The sequence below is a fragment of the Pseudoalteromonas obscura genome (assembly GCF_030135505.1).
Taxonomy (GTDB): Bacteria; Pseudomonadota; Gammaproteobacteria; order Enterobacterales; family Alteromonadaceae; genus Pseudoalteromonas; species Pseudoalteromonas obscura.
Genome location: NZ_JASJUT010000008.1, coordinates 266,833 through 286,624, shown reverse-complemented (window position 1 = coordinate 286,624; position 19,792 = coordinate 266,833). Strand labels below are relative to the sequence as shown.

Below are 19,792 nucleotides of genomic sequence, written 5' to 3'. Positions count from 1 at the left end.
TGACCCTGAATGACACCAGCTATAACAGTACGGAAACGGGATCTGCCAGCTTTAGTTTCAGCAGTGCAGAGGTCGGTGCAACCTACAGTTATACCCTCAATAGCAGCAATGGTGGAACGGCTGTGACGGGCAATGGCAATATTACCAGTGCCAGCCAAACGGTGAATATCGCGGATATCAGTGGCTTAAATGACGGGACATTAACCTTATCGGTGACGGTGACTGACAGTGCGAGTAATGTGGCCACTGCTGTAACGGATACGGCCAGTTTGGATACAACCAAGCCAACGGTAACGACATTTAGTGCCTCAGATAGCAATTTAAAAGCGGGCGAAACGGCGACCATCAGTATTGTGCTGAGTGAAGCCAGTACCACCTTTAGTGAGTCGGATATCAGTGTGTCAGGGGGCACACTGAGTAACTTTAGCGCGACGTCCAGCACCCAATATAGCGTGTTATTTACTCCAACAGCGGACTCACAAAGCAATGCCACCTTGGACATTGCAGCCGATACATTCACCGATGCAGCGGGCAATAACAATACGGCCGCGACCCAGTTGCCAATCACGGTAGATACCAAAGCACCGAGCGGTCACGGTGTGGCATTCGACGATAGCTTGTATTCAAACACCGAAAAAACAGCGGCGTCCTTTACCTTTAGTAGCGCAGAAGTGGGCGCAACATACAGCTACACCATTTCGAGCAGCAATGGTGGCACAGCGGTGACGGGCAATGGTACCGTGACGTCAGCCAGTCAGCAGTTATCCAACTTGGATTTAAGCGCCCTAAACGACGGTACGCTGACTTTATCCGTAACTTTAACGGACACCGCGGGCAATGCCGCCACAGCAGTGACCGCCAGCAGCACGTTAGATACTACAAGCCCAATGGTAACGACGTTCAGCGCCTCTGATCCTACGCTTAAAGTCGGAGAAACGGCGACTGTTTCAATTACATTAAGCGAAACCAGCAATGATTTTTCTGTCGAAGACATCAGTGTATCCGGTGGCACCCTAAGTAATTTTTCGGCAAGTTCTGGTACGCAATATAGTGTTGTGTTTACGCCTAACGAAAATACAGAAGCCAATGCTACTTTAGACATTAATGCGAGTAAATTTACAGATAGTGCAGGTAATGCCAATACAGCTGCACAACAGTTGATCTTGAGTGTTGATACCAGCATTCCTAGTGGGCATGCAGTAGATATCGATCAGACATTGATCAACCGTGACAATGAATCTGCATTGAGTTTTACGTTAACTGGTTTAGAGGGGGCAGGCACGTTTACCTACAGCGTAACAGACTCAAATAATCAGTCTGTTACGGGTAATGGGAATATTAATGCTGCTACGGCTCAGGTGTCTGCGGTTAATGTCAGTAACTTAGCAGAAGGTACTTTGACGTTAGCGGTGATTATCACTGATGCGGCTGGGAACAGTGCTAGCCTTATCTCTGATACAGTTACCAAAAAATACAATGTGGCACCAACACTTAGTGGGGATCCTGCGAATTCCATTGCGCAAGGACAAGCATATAGCTTTACCCCAACTCTGGTTGACCCTGATGAACAAGACACACATACCTATAGCGTTACAAATTTACCCAATTGGCTAACCTTCAATTCGGGCACAGGAAGCCTTTCTGGTACCCCAGCGGATTCAGATGTAGGTCAATACAATGGTATTTTGATCTCCGTGAGTGATGGAACGGATACAGCCTCCTTGACGAGCTTTAATCTTGAAGTAACCAATGTCAATGATGCACCGAATGGCACAGCCTTTAGTTTTTCTACAGAAGAAGCGGGGCTGCTAAGTATTAGCGCACAGGCGGGCTTGTTGAGTACGGCAACCGATGACGATACTGATAGTGGCGATACATTAATAGTAGAGCAGGTTTCAGCCCCGTCATTTGGTCAGTTAACGCTGAACACAGACGGTAGCTTTACCTATCAACATGATGGAAGTGAAAACCACGCAGATCAGTTTACTTTCCGAGTCAAAGACGCATCCAATTCAGTTTCTGAAACCTACACGGTATCCATTACGGTAACGCCTGTCGCAGATGCGCCTACGGCTGTTAATGACGTACTTACAGTGACAGAGGACAATTCAGGAACTTTAGATCTGCTGGCCAATGATAGCGACCCTGAGCAGGATATCGTAGCATCGTCAGCAACTGTGATCACAGCCCCAACAAAAGGCACAGTCACCATATTAAACGGCGTTGCAACATATTCGCCAAATAGCGATGAGAATGGAAGTGATTCGTTTACCTATGCGGTAAAAGATGCACAACAAAACACTTCTAACACTGCAACAGTATCGGTGACTATTACTGCTCAAAATGACCTTCCAGTGGCAAAAGAGTTGGTGATCAATACTTCCGAAGATACCGATTCAGATCCGCTTCAGGTGCGTGCTCAAACCACGGATATTGAAGATGGCATTCCTACGGGAGATTTAGCAATAGCTTCACAGCCTGCCAAAGGTTCGGTGGCAATTGATCAACTGCAAGGGACATTTACTTATCAACCAAGCGCAAATCAAACGGGCGCAGACAGCTTTACGTATACCGTGGCAGATAGTGCTGGCGACGTGTCTGCACCAATGACCGTTACGGTCAACATAGGTGCAATAAATGATAAACCAGTAGCTGTTGGAGATAGCGTGACGACCAACGAGGATGTCAGCACTACGTTATCAATTCTATCCAACGATAGCGATGTTGAAGATCAAGGCTTTAATGGCGCCAACATTACACTTGAAGATCAAGGAAATGGCGCAGGAAATTACGCAAAAGCGGTGGTCACGATTCAAGCCGATGGGCAGTTAAGTATTGCACCTGTTGCAGATCAAAACGGTGTGCTTACGTTTAACTATACACTGACCGATAGCGAAGGGTTAGTGTCAGATCCGGCGACAGTCAACGTGACGCTTACACCGGTCAATGATGCGCCAGTGGCGAACGACAATACGGCGAGCTTGCAAGAAGAAGGGTCTTTTGAAGTCAATGTTCTGGGTAACGATACTGATGTTGATGATAATGACAGCTTTAATCTATCAAGTGTTACGGTTATTGACCAACCTCAATTCGGTCAGGCAGTTGCAAACGCACAAGGCGCTATCGTCTATACACCTAATGAGCATTACTTTGGTGACGATTCATTTACTTACACAGTTCAAGATACAGCGGGAGCAACATCGAACAAAGCAATAGTCACTATGACAGTGACCCCTGTCAACGACGCTCCAGTGGCACAAGCGCAAGCCCTTAGTTTAGATGAAGATGCCAGCATAGTTGTGACGTTAAATGCCACGGACCAAGAAAATGATTCACTGAGTTACCGAATTTTAACGGGTGTCTCCAACGGTACATTAGTACAGCAGTCAGGTACAACTTGGTTATATACCCCAACGTCAGATTTTAATGGTGGCGATAATTTCACCTTTGTAGCTAATGATGGCACTGACGACTCTGAAGCTGCCAGTGTAACCTTGACCGTAAATCCCATTAATGACCAACCAACGGTGACAAGTCAACAAGTTAATGTGGATGAAGAAACTGCCATTGCTATTACTTTGAGTGCTCAGGATATCGATAATGACAGCCTGACCTATCAAATTGTAGGTGAACCAAATAGGGGGACTTACCTACTCAGTAATAATGTTGTGACCTACACGGGTAATCTAAACGACTTTGGCGAGGATAGCTTTACGTTTAAAGTCAATGATGGACAAATTGACTCCGACCTTGCGACGGTCAATATCACCATTAATAACATCAATGACGCACCGGAAATATCGGGTACGCCGAGTGAGCAGGTAAACGAAGACAGCACATATAATTTTGTGCCAACCGCAGGCGATAAAGATGGTGATGCTCTGTCGTTCACGATTGAAAATAGGCCAAACTGGCTTAGTTTTAATACCGCAACAGGGGCGTTAACAGGCATTCCAGAGAATAGCCATGTTGGAGTGTATAACAATATTGTGATCAGCGTATCTGATGGGGAGCTTTCGACTTCACTAACTGCGTTTTCAATTACAGTAAATAATACCAACGATGCGCCGACTATTGGCGGTGTTCCATTAACATCTGTGGACGAAGACAGTGCGTATAGCTTTACGCCTGTAGCGGCCGATGTTGATGGCGATACGTTGAGTTTCAGTGTTCAAAATGCGCCTGCTTGGGCTAGCTTTAACCCTTCAACAGGCGCACTCACAGGTACACCACAAGATCCTGATGTCGGTAATTATACAAACATTACGGTGTCAGTGAGTGATGGCCAAGCGTCAGCGACATTGGCGGCCTTTGACATTGCGGTCAATAATACCAATGACTCACCTGTCGGTCTTAACCGTAGTTTCAACGTCAATGAAGGTGGATCATTAGGTGTTGATGCTAGCAATGGCTTACTCAGCAGTAACTTTGTATTTGACGATGACCTTGATAGCGCCGATTTTCTATCAATTGTTGATATCAGTCAGCCGTCATTCGGCACACTTACTATCAATGCTGATGGTAGTTTCACATATCAGCACGATGATAGCGAAACACAAAACGATAACTTCACTTACCGAATTCAAGACAGCTTTGGGACATTGTCAAATGTTGTCACCGCAAGTATTTCAATTGCGCCAGTTTCTGAAGCACCTATCGTGCAAGACGACAATGCGCAAACGAATGAAGACACGGCAGTTACCATCAACTTGCTGGACAATGACTCGGATCCTGAAGGGGATATCGTGGCCTCTTCGGCAATCGTAGTTGATCAGCCAACAATTGGTGCTGTTTCAATTGAAAATGGTGTAGCGACTTACACGCCCAACTTAGATGTAAATGGCTCTGACCTATTTACCTATATTGTATCTGATCAAACGTCAAATAACTCGGAGAAAGCGACGGTATCGATCGTCATTTCCCCCGTAAATGATAGGCCTCAGGTACAAGCGATCAATGCAAATATTGAAGAAGATGCACAGCAAACAAGTATCAATGTAAGAGCATTTGCAACAGATGTTGAAGATGGCATTCCCACCGGCGCGATAGCACTGGTAGCACAGCCCGTCAAAGGAAGTGCAGTAGTTAACAACGCAGCAGGAGCCATAAATTATACGCCGTTTGAAAATGAAGAAGGGGCTGACAGTTTTACTTACACCATAGCTGATAGCAATGGCACAGTATCTGAATTGGGCAGTGTTTCTATCAATATTGGTCAAGTGAACGATGCGCCAATTGCGACTGATGACAGTATTAATACACTAGAAGATACACAAGTCACTCTAAGCGTATTGAGTAATGATAATGATGTCGAAGATGCGGGTTTCAATGGCGCGAATATCACATTGCAAAATGACGGAACGTTTGATTTTGCAATCGTATCAATATTGGCTGATGGCCGCTTGCAAATCGACCCTGTACAAGATCAAAATGGTCAGTTTAATTTCACATATACTTTAACTGACAGTGAAGGGTTAAGCTCTTTACCAGCCACTGTCACACTCACAATAGACGCGGTCAACGATGCTCCAGTAGCCACTGACGATACTGCATCGCTTGATGAAGAGGGGGTTTTTGCCGTCAATGTCTTAGGTAATGACCTAGATGTAGATGGTAACAATGAACTTGATGTATCAACTGTGACCGTAGTCACGTCGCCGACAAAAGGGCAAACGACCATCGATAGCTTAGGCCGTATCGTCTACAGTGCCAGCACAAATGAAGTGGGCAATGATAGCTTCACTTACACTGTCAGGGATAAAGCTGGGGCGTTGTCTAATATTGCGACTGTTGTGATGACGATAGACAATGTCAATGACGCACCTCAGGCGCAAGATGACCGCTATTCTGAAGAAACCTTTGATGAGGCTACTGGAACTTACCGCTTGGCTGTTTTGAATAACGACAGTGATGTTGATATTGGCGATTCACTTACCCTGTTGAGTGCACAGGCTTCAGTGGGCAATGTGCAGGTCCAAGGAAGTGAGCTTATTTATACACCAGAAGCTTCTTTCAATGGTGTCGTTATTATCGAGTATGTTGTTAAAGATGAAGTGGGGGAGATAAGTCGCGCGATAGCTGAGCTTACGGTAAATAGAAATGATGCACAGGGCACGCCACCCTCAATCACCGTACCGGCTGATGTGAATGTAGACGCAACCGCATTGTTTACCAAAGTGAACCTGGGGAACGCCACTGCTACCGACAGCAATGGCAACGTGATTGGTGTGTCACTCGTCGACAATAACGTGTTGTTCCCTCCTGGCCGGCACCTTGCCACTTGGAGAGCTGAGGACGGCAATGGCTTGAGTACATTTGCAACTCAGAATGTATTCGTCAACCCGTTAATTTCTTTGGCTAAAGATGTTCAGCTTTCAGAAGGCCAGAGCTTTACTTTAGGCGTTTATTTAAATGGAGAGGCTGCTCAATACCCTGTGGAAGTGCCTTATACAATTTCTGGATCTGCAACGAGCGCAGACCATACATTATCCGATGGTTCAATCACCATCAATTCGGGCATCGAAGGACATATCACATTCAATATTTTTGAAGACGGGCAAAGCGAAGGTAACGAATCCATTATTGTGACGTTGGATGAAACGTTAAATAGAGGAGCCAAATTCACCACGCAAATTACCATTGTTGAAGATAATGTCGCACCTGATATCGAATTAAGTGCCTCTCAAAATAATGAGCGACGTACCACTGTGACTGCCAATGAACAGTTAGTAACTATTTCCGCACAGGTTACAGATCCTAACTTAGGCGATACAGTTTCATTGCAGTGGGTACCGTTAAATACCGAACTACAAAATATCAGCACTGTCGAAAATGAATTTGTATTTTCCCCACAGGCGCTGACAACAGGTGTTTATGGTGTTTCGATTACGGCATTGGATAATGGGCAGCCAAGTCTTTCAAGCACCGCTCAAATATATCTAGAAGTGGTCCCCGAATTGGCAGTTTTGACTGGCCAAGATACAGATGGAGACCTGATCCCAGACAACGAAGAAGGTCACACAGATTCTGATAATGATGGTATTCCCGATTACCAAGATGCAATCACCGATTGTAACGTTATGCAAGAGCAGGTGACTGAGTCTTCGCAATTTTTAATTGAAGGCGAGCCGGGCGTATGTATTCGAAAAGGAGTGACTATTGCGCAAAATAGTACCGGTGGAGTGCAGTTGCTACCAGAAGAAGTTCAAGCGGATGATGTGGCAACAAATATAGGTGGCCTATTTGATTTTATCGCTGTTGGCCTTCCTCAAGCTGGAGACAGTTATAGCATTGTTATTCCGCAGCGCAATCCGATACCAGTCAATGCTGTATACCGCAAGTTGAAAGGCACCCAGTGGGTTGATTTTGCAGTTGATGAGCAAAATAAAATATTTTCGTCATTAGGAGAGCCTGGCTATTGTGCTCCTCCGGGTAGTGATGTGTGGCAAGCTGGCTTAACTGAGGGGCATTGGTGCGTAAAACTACAAATTGTGGATGGTGGCCCAAATGACGATGATGGCATTGCCAATGGTAGTATTATTGATCCAGGAGGTGTCGCGGTGATCAGCAACGGCAATAATCTACCAGTTGCGATATCTGATGAGTTAACAGTAGGGGCTGGTCAATCAATTCAAATTGATGTGTTGGCGAATGATTCAGATGGCGATGGAGATGCTCTGACTATTACGAGTGCCTCAGTCGATTTTGGCGTGGTTACAATTGAAGACAATAAGCTGATTTATACTCCGCCACTGACATTTGTGGGATTAGCCACAATTCAATACAGTATTACTGACGGCCAAGGAGGTACAGCAAGTAGCACAGTTACAGTTAATTTAGCGGTGAATTCAGCACCAAGGACTCAGCTTGACCAAGCTTCGACAACAGATAGGGCTGCAATAACCATCAATGTACTTGACAATGACTTTGACGTAGATGGTGATACGTTTTCTATCATAGAAGCGATTGCGCAAAATGGCGCCGTAAGCATCAATGATGATGGGACATTAACCTATACACCCAGATCCGGTTTTGAAGGTGTCGATATCGTTACTTACACAGTTGTGGATAGCAAAGGGGCAATATCTCAAGGGATGGCGCAGGTGACGGTAACTGCGTACAAAGCTGTCAATATTGAAAATAAATCGTCAGGTAGCCTAGGAGGAGGCCTAATAGTGATACTTTCTGCGTTAATAATACGAAGACGAAAAGCAATATTACCTAGCTTTGCTTTGGTTTCAATGAGTTGTTTACTTTCTAACACTGCGTATGCAGATAGCTGGACTTTAAAGGGGACTTTAGGCGAAGCGAGAGCCAGTGATAGAGTTGATAATAATAACTCCGGTTTACAAATAAAGAATGTGGACGATACAAGTGAATCGTGGTCAGTTAGTAGCTATTACGAGCTATTACCGAGTTGGCATGTTGGTATTGGGTATGTTGATTTAGGACAAGGGCGAGTTGATTTTGAAGGAACGAGTTTGTCTCCAGCCGAGGCTCATATTGCGGTGTCGCGCATAGCACCCGTTTTACCTGAAGGGTTTACTGTGCAGGTCAACTACGATTTGTTTACCTGGAATAATATTTCAAGCGAAGTATTTGTTGGTGCATTTGACTGGGAATACAAGATAAACAGCACGCGAGATAATCGTTTTTTGCAAAGTTATGAAGCGGGTGAAACAAATGCTTTTATGGGGGCTGAGTTGGGATATAAGTTCAATCAACGCCTTGAGGTAGGAGTTCAATATCGTTACTTTGATATTAGTGAAAACAACATCAGTGATTTTTCGTTGTTTGTCGGAGTACAATTTTAAGTTAACTAGACTGTCAGAGAGCAATCGCTCACTGACAGTCTAATTTTAATTGCATTTTCCAGCTTAAGTATCATGCTAATTCTGAGTGTCAGAATTTCTCCTACCTCTTGTTTAAAATCGATCAATGACGGTGCTTATATGTAATTAATGTTACATAAAATTGTTAAAGGTTACAGCCCCAGTATTAGTTTAATCGTTTGCATCGGCTCACTTAAGTATCTAAGAGTTTGAGTTCTTTCTCTAGGTTGTTGAATAAGCATCAATAAGAATAATCTAATATTATGTGTTGATTTTGTTATCGGTGTAAATTTTTTGGGGTGTTTTTGTGGGCGGTGTGCGGTTTTTGTTCTTTTATTATTTGTAGTATGTCTTGGGTAGTATTTTTCACATCTTATATTGGCAATGAAAAGATTAATATAAACGACGATTAATTTGTTTTTTGTTGATCTTAATTTCACTAAAGTGTATAAACTCACTTAATTTAAAGTGGTCTGATGTTTTTAAATGGAATTAATGCGCCGATATATGAGTTCTGCTCTTTTTGATAGTTCATACTTATCGAATTCAGTAGCTTTAAAAACCCTCGTAATTATATTTTCATGTGTAATTTCGGTTGCGTATTATGAGGGTTTTTACTACCAATATAATCATCCTAAATGGATGGCTTTTGACGTTTTTTGTACTCTTGTTTTTATATATGCTATCCGCTCTTGCAACGCTGTTAAGCTTAATTTAATAGGTGTAACAATTAGCATGTTAGTTTTATACATGCTTGTTTCTTTAGCTTGGGCTCCAAACACGTTTGAATCCCTGTTGTTTATCTGCAGGTTTTTAGCTTATACCTTATCGATACATATAATCGTTTCTTCTTTCTCTAAAGAAAAGCTATTTGGCATACTAACTGATAGCGTTCTATATACTTCTATATTTTTTAGCGCTGCTACGATTTACGAAAGATATTGGTTAGACATTCCTTATTCAAGCCAAAACTTCTCTCCAATAGGGTTTGTGAATTACCTAGGTCATGTATTAAATATCTGGATCCCAATACTGGTTTTATCTATTTACAGTAAGCGTAAATCTTTCCCTCATTTGCTGTGTGGCCTTATCAGTTTGGCATTTCTAATGCACTTGTTGGTTGAGTCAAACATTCGGGGCACTATCCTAGGGCTGTTGCTGGGAGAAATAGTGGTCATATGTACTATTTTGCTCAAAACAAAAAAAATACCTATTAAGTATTTTTCAATTTCAGTTGCATTTTTGTGCGCGATAGTGAGTTTTAACGCTATTGATGAGTTGGGTTTATCAAAACTGGAAAGGCAGTTTAAATCGATTCAGTCATTGGACACTGGAAGAGAGGATTTGTTTTTGAATACATTAGATATGATCAAGGACAATCCGCATGGAGTCGGCGTAAACAGCTTTGAATTAATTCACCAGAAATACGCAAAAGCGGGCACAGAAAACTCTTCTCCTTATATTACTGAGCTAAGTATATTGAAAACACCTTATAACATATTGTTAAAATTCTACAGTGAACTTGGGTTTATAGGTGGCTCTCTATTTTTAGTAATTTTTGGCTTTATTTTCGTTCAGGCGTTTGTAAATTTGTTGAAAGGGGATTACGTAGATGCTTGGATCTTTATGGCTGTATTCTCCTTGTACTTCCATTCTATGTTTAGCTCTGTATTTTTAACTCCTGCAAGTTTGTTTTTTTCGATTTTTTTATTCTCGCTTATGCTTTTGAGAGGAAATAACTACTTTTCCAGAACTGTTAGTTTGGAAATAAAACCCGTTCTTCTATATCTACCGATAATCATAATTTTAGGCTATTTGTCTACCTTAAAAACAATATCAGGAAATTTGTCGACTACAGGGTACCGCCTAGGTGAAACAGATAGGGTGAAGCATGCACTTGAAGTGAATCCTTATGATTATTTTGCGGCACTAAGATTGTTTGAACTGTATTTGATAATGGAGCGTAACGAAGAAAAAGCGTTAAAAAGCTTAGAGCATGCAATAGAACTATATCCTTACAATTTATATATGTTAATTCGAGCTGCCGAGGTTGCTGCTCAAATTGGGCTTAATGATAAAGCTGAAGCGTATAAAGCGCGCGCTTTAGAGATAAACCCACACAATAATCAAGCTTTATCAGTAAACACGGGAGGGAAGGTACGAGAATAAATAGCAAAACTAATACACCCTCACTTTCAAAAGTACCGAGTTCATTGATGAACGTTATTTTATTAAAGGAAAACAACGAAAATGAATAAATTACATTATCTCGCCCTGACGCTACTCGCTTGTCTTAGCGTTTCAGGATGTGGCGGTAGTGGTGATAAAGCGTCAAATGACGCAGGCAACCAACCTGTTGTTCAACCGGACCCAAAACCGGATCCAAAACCGAATCCAGACCCCGATAAAGGAGTCGCAGATCATACTGTGAAGCAATCTAAATTAGGTAGCAGCCGCATCCAGGAAACAACTTCAGGTGCACATGATTTAGCCGCGACAGTCTCTATTGTTACTAAAAAAGCAAGCTCTGAAAACTATAGCTTGTCGAATGCCGCAACGAACTAATTAAATTAAAGAATAAATAAAGGGAATATATGTTTACTAAAAATGCGATAGCAGTTGCCCTTGCAGCTGTGAGCGCTATGTCTGCGCCTGCAATTGCCGCTCAGCTTAACCATCAAGGTACATTAACTAATTCAAATACTCAGGAAGCTGTGAACGGCACGGTTTCAATGACGTTTAAGTTGTACTCACAAGATCAGGTTGTTTGGGAGTCGACAGAAAATGTTGAAGTAGTCGACGGTGCATACTCAATCAGACTTGGCCAAAACAATGCGATTGATGCAGCAGTATTTAAAAACAAAGACCTAGAGCTTGGGATCACAGTCGGTGATGATTCAGAAATGTCACCGCGTTTGAGCATTGATACAGCGCCAAGTGCTTATTACGCAGATATCGCCAGTAAAGTTGAAGGTGAAGTTGATGCTACATCGGTCTCAGTCGGTGGTAACGTGATTATTGACGAAAATGGTCAATGGAAAGGAGACACAACAGGGCTGCGCGGTGCGGATGGTATTGACGGCATTAATGGTAAAGACGGCGTTGATGGTAAAGATGGTGCTGATGGTAAAGATGGTGCTGATGGGCAACCTGGTGCGCAAGGTGAAAAAGGTGATACTGGTGCACCTGGCGAAAAAGGTGACACAGGCGCCCCAGGTGAAAAGGGTGAAAAAGGTGATACCGGGGCCCAAGGGGAAAAGGGTGATAAAGGCCTTCAGGTAAAAGGTGCGTGGAGTGACACTTCGGCATATGCAGTGGATGACGTCGTTTCTTTTGGTGGGAGTATCTATATTGCGGTAGCTGCGATAAGTGCGCCAGAAGATGAACAGACAAATCTAGACCCGGTATCAGCGCCAAATGTGTGGAGTTTATTAGTCGCTAAAGGTGAGCAAGGCGCTCAGGGCGAGCAAGGTGAGCAAGGTATTCAAGGTCTGCCTGGTGAACAGGGTGCGCCTGGCACTGCTGGTGAGAAAGGCGAAAAGGGCGAAAAAGGTGAGCAGGGCATCCAGGGTATTCAAGGTATTCAGGGGATCCAAGGTGAACAAGGTATCCAAGGTGTGCCCGGTGAAAAAGGCGAGCAAGGTATTCAAGGTGAACAAGGCGTTCAAGGTGTCCAAGGCGAAAAAGGTGACCGAGGCTTGCAAGTCAGAGGTGAGTGGAGTGGCAGTGCAGCATATGCTATCGACGATGTAGTTTCTTTTGAAGGCAGTGTATATATTTCTATTGTTGAGGTAGCTGCACCAGCTGAAGGAGGCATCAATTTAGCACCGATCGCCTCACCAGGAGTTTGGACTTTGCTTATCGCTAAAGGTGAGCAAGGACTTCAAGGTGAAAGAGGCCTGCAAGGTGAAAAAGGCGACGCTGGTTCCCAAGGTGAAAAAGGTCTGCAAGGTGATAAAGGCGACAAGGGTGACAAAGGCGAAGCAGGTGCTCAAGGTATCTCTGGTGAGAAAGGTGACCAAGGCTTACAAGGCTTAAAAGGTGACAAAGGTGATACCGGTCTTCAAGGTATTCAAGGTATTCAAGGTATCCAAGGTCTTCGCGGTGAGAAAGGTGAACAAGGCGAGCAGGGTATTCAGGGTACTCAGGGTATTCAAGGCGATAAAGGTGATAAGGGTGACAAAGGTGATAAGGGTGATCGTGGTCTTGTCATCAAAGGCAATTGGAGTGCAACAGAGGCTTATAACGTAGATGATATTGTTGTACACGCGAACAATGCCTATGTCGCCAGAATCGCAGTTTCTGCGGTGGTTGAAGGAAATGAACCTAATTTACCACCTTCTAACACCAATAATAGTTGGTTGTTATTATTTAATGGTGTGGGTTCAGGTCTGGCAGGTAAAGATGGCCTAGACGGAGCTAAGGGTGAACAGGGTATTCAAGGCCTTCCTGGTGAACCTGGTGCTGCTGGTGAAAAAGGTGACAAAGGTGAGCAAGGTATTCAAGGTATTCAAGGTCTTCCTGGTGCGCAAGGTATCCAAGGTGAAAAAGGTGACCAAGGTCTACAAGGCCTGAAGGGTGACAAAGGAGATCCTGGTGCACAAGGTATTCAGGGTATTCAAGGAGAAAAAGGTGACCAAGGTATTCAGGGTATTCAAGGTGAAAAAGGGGACAAAGGGGACAAAGGCGATAAAGGTGATCGCGGCTTAAGTATCAAAGGAAGCTGGAGTGCGACAGAAGGCTATCAAGTTGACGATGTTGTTGTTCATGAAAATAACGCTTATGTTGCTCGACTAGTCATCGCGGCTGTAGTTGAGGGTGACGAGCCAAACCTTCCACCATCAAATACTAACAACAGTTGGCTGCTATTGTTTAATGGCGTTGGCTCGGGTTTAGCCGGTAAAGATGGTCTAGATGGTGAAAAGGGTGCACCAGGTGAAAAAGGTGAACCAGGAACACCGGGAGCTCCAGGTGCACCGGGCGAAAAAGGTGAAAAGGGCGAACCTGGTGAAAAAGGCCAAGATGGAGCTAACGGCCTAAATGGTAAAGATGGTGCCAATGGTAAAGATGGCGAAAAAGGTGAAAAGGGCGAACCTGGTGAAAAAGGCCAAAAGGGTGATAAAGGCCTACAAGTCGTAGGTGCTTGGTCTTCAACTGCCGCTTATTCAGTTGATGACGTTGTTACCTTTGAAGGTAGTGCTTACATTGCAAAAGTTGCTATCCCAGCTGGTGAGCAAGCAAACTTATCACCGAAAGACGGATCAGCACAATGGGTGTTATTTGCATCTAAAGGTGATACTGGTATTCAGTTTATTGCTGGCGGTTATAATTTAGTTACAGAGTTTGTTGCAGGCGATGTGATCACATATATGGGAAGTGCATATATTGCAACGCAAAACACAGTAGCTGTACCTCCGACAGACCCTCAGGGTAATCTGCAGCAGCCGTGGCAGTTACTTGCGAAAGGCGCAAGTTATGATGAGTCTCAGTTTGCACTAAAAGCTGATTTACCAGATATGACCGTGTATGTGACAAAAGCTGAATTCACTTCTGGCTTAGAATCAAAAGCAGACAGCATTACGGTAACAGGCTTACTTGAAACTAAAGTGGACAAAGCGACCTTTGATACGGCATTGGCAGGCAAAGCCAATCAAACAGCAGTAGATACAGCGCTTGGTCTGAAAGCCAACAAAGCGGACATGGATACGGCATTGGCAGGCAAAGCCAATCAAACAGCAGTAGATACAGCGCTTGGTCTGAAAGCCAACAAATCGGACATGGATACGGCATTAGCAGGCAAAGCCAATCAAACAGCAGTAGATACAGCACTTGGTCTGAAAGCCAATAAAGTGGACGTAAATACAGCATTAGCAGGAAAAGCCAATCAAACAGCTGTAAATAATGCACTTGCGTTGAAAGCTAATAAGGCAGATATGGATTCAGCTTTGGCAGGTAAAGCCAATCAAACAGCTGTAAATAATGCACTTGCGTTGAAAGCAAATAAGGCGGATGTGGATTCGGCTTTGGCGGGTAAAGCAAATCAAACAACGGTAGATACAGCGCTTGGCCTGAAAGCTAACAAGGCGGATATGGATACCGCATTGGCAGGAAAAGCTAACCAAACTGATGTTGATAATGCCGTTTTACATGTCATGAAGTACAACCCAGCGAAAATCACATGGACAGAATCGCATTCATATGAAGCGGGTGAGTTAACAAGGTTCCCATTTACTGGTCACATGTATATTGCATTGAAAGATGTACCTAATGATCAGGGGATCAGACCAAATTCACATACAGATTATTGGACTGTATTTTTAGAAGGGACCGCTCCGGCTGATTTGAAGTTCATATTTGCTACTAGTCAGACATACACCGCCGATTTGGGAGGTACCTTGGGTGCAGATTCTAAGTGTAAAGCGGCCGCTAATGCGAGTAATTTGCTACCGAAAGGGAATTATCGAGCGATAATACTTGGAAACTATTCAAGTAGTGGATACTTTTTCAACAGTGGGGTTACTTATTACCGCCCTGATCTTAAAGTAGCCGCAGCGAATTTGACTTCGTTTTCACAAATGACTAGCCTGGACGTTCCAATTAACCTTGATGAAAATGGTAATCAAGTTAGTGGTTATGCGTGGACAAACATGGTCTCGTCAGGCGCGAGACATAACTGGCAAGCATGTGGCGGGTTTTCTTCAAGATATGGCGCTTGGGATATGTATGTTCGAGATGGTGCTATGATTGGTAATGTGGATAGCACAGACTCAACGTGGAGATCCCATTCGAATCAAACTTGTGACCAACAGGCGAGATTGTACTGCGTTCAATATTAAATACCATTAACAGTAAAAGCTTATTCATTGAATAGGCTTTTTGGACTGGTGGGAATTGGTCGATAGTTAGAACTGAACTAACGATAACCAGTTTTAAAATGGGTAGTTGTAAGGTCAGTTCTAACTTAGGTTCTTTTCAGTCCAAACTGCTTTACTAATAAAGAGCGTTTCCATCGGTGTTCTGCGACAGCAGGTTTTACCTTGATGGAGTCGCTCATTTATTCATTATTCTTGTGAACCATCCAAATCTGCTTTGAAGCCTGACCTCTTTGGAGTTGCATAGCATATGCAACAATGACTAACTCGATTTCTTACCTTGGTTACTCTATGGCTTTGATTGAGTGCAGCTTTATCACGGCAGGTTTTTTTACTTGCAAGCAACAGTTAAATAAACTCAGTCATACGTCTTTATACTGAGGTGAAGTTGAGTAAGCAGATTTTGTGTTTAATCACAGGCGGATAGCAAGAGCCATTGGAGTTACCAGTTTGGTTTGTATAAGAGACTTTAATTAAACTGGTAACTTTATTTGAAAAGTAAAATGTCAGATCAGGCTGTTTATGGTCATAGCCATTCCTAATTTATGCGAACTTCAAACTTTTTAGAATAACGTTGTTGAATTGCTCGCGCTCGACTGCTGTCAGCGAATCGACTATCTAGAGTACCGTGGTTAAAGCGCTCCATGAATACTTCACCTTCACATGACTTTTTAGTATTGAGCACAGAGTCATTTAGACCTTCAAGCGACGCTAAGTCTATACTTAAGCTGCCGTCATCATTGGTATCAATATAATTTTCAACAACACTGGCCTCATTACCATCATTCTTTTTGCATCTTATTGTAAGTTTTGCATCAAGTTGGGTATTATTTTGTTTGTTATCTGACCAACTAACTTCAAGTGTATCTGTTTTATGAAAAGATTGGTTTTCTTGAGGGGTAATAATCGTAAATGGCTTTGGCATAATCAGCGTGGTCTTTAGCGCGTCGCCAAATGAATCTCTCGTCAGGGTCACTACATATCTAGTGCCTTCTTCGGAAATATTGAACACAGCACGATAATCAATATCAAAAAAATCATCGTCTCTTTTTAATTCCTTGGTAACACCTGCGGCATTGGCCTCTAGCCTGTCTCTGCCAGTCAGCTTAATATTACTGCCATGTCTGCTGCTGACATTGAGCTCAGCAATAACACGGCTATCGTTGCCTTGTGATGTAACATATATATCGGCCCAGATGGATTCTGTTTCGACATTCTTAGATTCTGTGGTATCAGTGGAGCATCCTGCTAAAAGTAGAAGAGGTATAGCTGCGTACGATTTTATTTTCATTTTGGTACCCGCGATAAAAAAGTGTACCTAATATTAGTATTCTTTTAATTAAACTAAAATACAATATAACAATTTTAAACAAATTAAATGTGTTGTGTATTTAATCGCTTTTGAGATGTTATGCAGAGAAGTTAAGTTGAACTTCCATGTTCAGGTAAAAATCTAGTTCACTTTATTGGAACAATATGAATATAAAATGGATTTTTGCATTTAGCAATATTAAAAGCATAAAACATGCGAATTTACATATGGTTATAAAACCATATTGGTACTTTAGGTTTATCGGTTAGGTAATTTTGTTGCAGATCTCAACCAATAAATGCGTTTCTGTATTTTTTGTGACCAGCTACTCACGTTGTGGCAATCTTGATGAGATCACCACTTATGATGGATGTTGATAAATAGATGAACAAACAAAAGTTCCTGCCTGACTCATAATTTACTATCTGCACGCCTTACCAATTGTTTCCACATTTTCCGTGTATTTCTGGCTAGATTCTAATTCCTTGTTTGTGTCAATAACACTGTACTTGACTCTAACTCATTATCTTCCATGGTATTGTTTTTTCTCGAAATGTATTCTCGTGGTATGCCCATATCAACGCCATTGTAGTCACATACTCCTTGAGGAAAAATACGCTGTAATTCGTCGATATATAAGGACATATCAATGACTCCGTATACACCGCTTTCAATGGCTTTTTTCACTGGCATAAGTGGGCATTTGAACATTGCACCATCCCAATGACCCCCAGCTTCAATTCTGCTTGTACTAAACATAGGAAAACGGGCTTGGCACGCACCTTCCAAATTATTATTCCATTTGCCATTAAAAACGCCCTGGCCAGAAGCAAATACAGAACCATCTTGGTCAAAGCAGCTGTCTTCCAAATTATCTGGCTTCGCATCAAGCACGTCCTGACTACTCGACGATTGTAATTTGGTTAACCAAGTGTCCATCATATCGAACGCTTGCTTAGTCGGATTATAGTCTTTGTGCGCGACCCAGATAATGTGATTTTTGCTGTGGCCGCGTGCTTGCTCAATGCGTAAACGACTATAGAAAGAGGCAGACATATGGTGCATATCTAATTCGTTTTCCAGATAGTGCCTCGCATCGATCACAGGAATGTCAATTTGGCCAATAAACACTTGTCCGGAATGATAGGCCTGTTGCATGGCTTCAATTGAACCGCTATGTCTCGGTGCGATGTCATTAATAGGAGTGGTAATATTGTGGTTACCCCATAAAGTGAGCCAGATTGGCAGCTTGTGACCGAGTGGCAAGACAATTTCTTCTTGTTGCATTTGGTGTTGGGGCTTCCATGCACCAATATTGGCATTGAGGTGTAAAAATTCATCAATCGTAATTTTTTTGTCCTTAAGTGCATTTAACCCATATTGAACGCCAATATTGTCCCAAGTGCTGAGGCCAAGCCCATGCTCATCGACACCAAATACATGTGACATGTCTTGCCAATAACTCCAGTTAGTCTGATCTACAACGTATTGTGTAAAGTGTTCTCTAATAAAACCTTGTCTGGGATTGTTTATAAAGGCGGAAAGGCCAAAGTAGCCATTAATGCATTCACTACTGCCTTTGGGGAAGCTTGGCACAAATCCAGACATGAGCTGATTAATCGGCTGCAAAAAACCGCCCTTTTGCGGGAACCCGTTGATGGCATTCATACCCTCAATAAGTCGGCGCCTCTCCCAGTTGCGCCAAGCCTTTTTGTCTTGTGCTCTGAAGGTGAAGTAATTATTAAGTAGATCGCAATCCAGTGCGTAAACGGTTTGGGTGATCATGTCTGGATAGCTGTATAGTGGAATTAAACCATCCAGAATACCTGTGCTATTTTGCGCAATTAAGTATTGTGCTAATCCACCGCCAGAACCGCCTACACCAACAGTGTAAAGGGGGTTGCCATATAAGCTTGTAAATTGTTTTTTTACTCTTCGCGCGGTGTCTTCTGCCAATAGCATGTTATAGGTATAACTGGTTTTATTGCCACTTGAACTAATAACTGCATAGCCATCCAGCAACTGTTGCGCTTGTCGTGTCATGACTCGAGACGCTTTTTGTCGGCCTTGTCTAAACCCGATCCCTGAGCCACCATTAAATTGATAAACTAGGCGCTTATTCCATTTACTTTTGGCGAGCCGATCACCGACTTCAACGCTTTTAATGGGCATGACAATCGTATAGATAAAGCGATTAATGGTTCCTTGTTCGACTCTGAATAAAGGCGTTTTAGTTTGTTTTGCAGTATTCACATCGTTTATTTTTACAGCTTTAAAAACATTGTTGTTTTTGACCAATGTGTAGTATTTAATTCTTGTTTTGACGCCACAATCTTTACTGTATCCGATAATCTTATCATCTTTATATACAGGTATACCGAGTGCCTGATGATTGTCTATTTCAGGCTGGCCAAGTAAGGAGTCTCGGGACATACAGTAAAATGGGTATTGATTGGGACCAGAGTATAAGTTGGTATTAGGCCCAATACCGTTGATAGGTATTGGAAACTGATAATACTCTTTGGGTCTTTTAATTTGAGAAATATGGCTTTTAAAGTCCAGTAAGTGGTTTGCGTGTGCTTGCGCACTATTTTGCACCGCAAATTTACGGTCTTCATTGGTTAGGTCCTGATATAGCCAAAAAGCAAAACTTGCAAAGACAAGAATAGTGACGGCCAACACGAACTTTTTAATCATACGCACCTCTATGATCATACCACTACTTATAAGTTTAGAATTGCTCCGTCACATGTGTTGTTATATGTTTGTTATTTAAG

General features: G+C 42.8%; 6 protein-coding genes. 4 read left to right on the top strand and 2 right to left on the bottom strand.

Going from position 1 to position 19,792, the window contains the following annotated elements:
* Nucleotides 1-122 precede the first annotated feature (122 nt).
* The 4 genes from QNM18_RS18290 to QNM18_RS18275 all read left to right on the top strand — a co-directional run bounded on the left by QNM18_RS18290 (nucleotide 123) and on the right by QNM18_RS18275 (nucleotide 15,667).
* Complete coding sequence (locus QNM18_RS18290; RefSeq protein ID WP_284138078.1) at nucleotides 123-8,813, top strand: tandem-95 repeat protein; 8,691 nt, start codon at nucleotides 123-125, stop codon at nucleotides 8,811-8,813.
* 525 nt (nucleotides 8,814-9,338) lie between these two features.
* Nucleotides 9,339-11,000 (top strand): DUF5957 family protein, encoded by a 1,662-nt coding sequence (locus tag QNM18_RS18285; protein WP_284138077.1) that lies wholly within the window; start codon nucleotides 9,339-9,341, stop codon nucleotides 10,998-11,000.
* Between the two features lie 81 nt (nucleotides 11,001-11,081).
* Nucleotides 11,082-11,396 (top strand): hypothetical protein, encoded by a 315-nt coding sequence (locus QNM18_RS18280; RefSeq protein WP_211008335.1) that lies wholly within the window; start codon nucleotides 11,082-11,084, stop codon nucleotides 11,394-11,396.
* A gap of 29 nt (nucleotides 11,397-11,425) precedes the next feature.
* Nucleotides 11,426-15,667 (top strand): collagen-like domain-containing protein, encoded by a 4,242-nt coding sequence (locus QNM18_RS18275; RefSeq protein ID WP_284138076.1) that lies wholly within the window; start codon nucleotides 11,426-11,428, stop codon nucleotides 15,665-15,667.
* A 574-nt stretch (nucleotides 15,668-16,241) separates the two neighbouring features.
* Here QNM18_RS18275 and QNM18_RS18270 read toward each other — a convergent pair.
* On the bottom strand, nucleotides 16,242-16,994 hold the full coding sequence (locus QNM18_RS18270; protein ID WP_284138075.1) for a hypothetical protein: 753 nt from the start codon (nucleotides 16,992-16,994) through the stop codon (nucleotides 16,242-16,244).
* A 498-nt stretch (nucleotides 16,995-17,492) separates the two neighbouring features.
* Nucleotides 17,493-19,712: a DUF6351 family protein gene (locus QNM18_RS18265; protein ID WP_284138074.1), complete on the bottom strand. Its 2,220-nt coding sequence runs from the start codon at nucleotides 19,710-19,712 to the stop codon at nucleotides 17,493-17,495.
* Nucleotides 19,713-19,792 lie beyond the last annotated feature (80 nt).

Excerpts from the sequence above, each read along its gene's own strand:
- QNM18_RS18275 (WP_284138076.1), top strand. The coding sequence starts at position 11,426 with ATGTTTACTAAAAATGCGATAGCAGTTGCCCTTGCAGCTGTGAGCGCT.
- QNM18_RS18285 (WP_284138077.1), top strand. The coding sequence starts at position 9,339 with ATGAGTTCTGCTCTTTTTGATAGTTCATACTTATCGAATTCAGTAGCT.
- QNM18_RS18280 (WP_211008335.1), top strand. The coding sequence starts at position 11,082 with ATGAATAAATTACATTATCTCGCCCTGACGCTACTCGCTTGTCTTAGC.
- QNM18_RS18265 (WP_284138074.1), bottom strand. The coding sequence starts at position 19,712 with ATGATTAAAAAGTTCGTGTTGGCCGTCACTATTCTTGTCTTTGCAAGT.
- QNM18_RS18270 (WP_284138075.1), bottom strand. The coding sequence starts at position 16,994 with ATGAAAATAAAATCGTACGCAGCTATACCTCTTCTACTTTTAGCAGGA.